General features: G+C 40.9%; 1 protein-coding gene. It reads left to right on the top strand.

Translation table 11 applies throughout. The annotated features are described in order from the left end of the window. Positions 1-1,261, top strand: a 1,261-nt coding sequence (locus AC1DSB_RS19495; protein ID WP_477587439.1) for a sensor histidine kinase, incomplete at both ends; no start/stop codon positions are given.

Raw genomic sequence — 1,261 nt, 5'->3', positions numbered from 1 at the left:
GCTTTTTCCTGTATACGTGGAGGAATCTGTTCGAAGCAATTCGATTGAAAAAGTAGAGGAAATTTCACAGATTATTGAACAATCAAATGGTGAAATCAATGACTCACAAAAAGCGGAAATTACGGATGTGCTCTCAAGCGACCGCACTAGCAGTGACTTTATTGATACTCGGCAACAACTTTGGAAAACCATAGTGATAGTCTTGCTAGGAGCATTTGTCATTGCCATTATATTTTCGTATCGATTGACGAAACGCTACGCACAACCAATTGATAATGTGACCGAAGTTGCCATTGAGCTTGCCAAAGGCAATTATCGGGCGAGGGCATACGAAGACGACTTTGCAACCACGGCGCAGCTCGGCACTTCCATCAATATCCTGGCAAGGAATTTGCAGGAATTGTTCAAAGTACGAGAAATGGAAAAGGAACGATTAAAAACACTTATTGAAAATATGGGCAGTGCCTTAATGATGATCGACCGGGAAGGTCAAATCAGTATTGTCAACAAGACTTTTGTTGATCAGTTTGAATTCAGCGCACAAGATGTTCAGGATGAACTTTTTAAAAGAGTGGACTTACCTGATGAATTGAAAAAGTTCATCGACTACGTCTTTTTAATGGAATCTTCTTCACGTAAGCAAATGGCAATCGTCATCCAGCAGGAAATACGCCATATGGAAGTTTATGGTGCCCCAGTTATCGGTGAACATGGTCGATGGCTAGGTGTTGTTATCGTCATGCATGACATTTCCGATCTTGTGCGTCTYGAGCAAATCAGGAAAGATTTCGTGGCGAACGTTTCCCACGAACTGCGAACACCGATTACATCGATTAAAGGTTTTTCGGAAACGTTATTGGATGGGGCCATGAATGACAAAAAGACGTTACTTTCTTTTTTGGAAATCATCCATAAAGAAAGCAATCGTCTGCAAATGTTAATTCAAGACCTATTGGAACTTTCGAAAATTGAGCAACATGGGTTCTCCGTAGAGTTTGCTCAAACGAACTTACGTGAAGTCATGAGGCGTGCTGCTGAGATGACAAGTCCTCGTCTTGATGAGAAACAAATGACGTTTATCTCAAACATAAACCATGAGGTCATTGTGKATGGGGACATGAACCGTTTGATTCAAGTGGTTATGAATTTACTGACAAATGCCATTACTTATTCGCCGGAAAATACAACTGTTCATTTATCCCTTCATGAAAGTGAAACTCATGGAATCATTGTCATTCGAGATGAAGGGATGGGGATGGAT

The organism is Paenisporosarcina sp. P4_E4_2 (assembly GCF_056401595.1).
The sequence above is the reverse complement of the archived record's forward strand: the minus strand, read 5'-3'. Positions and strand labels throughout refer to the sequence as shown.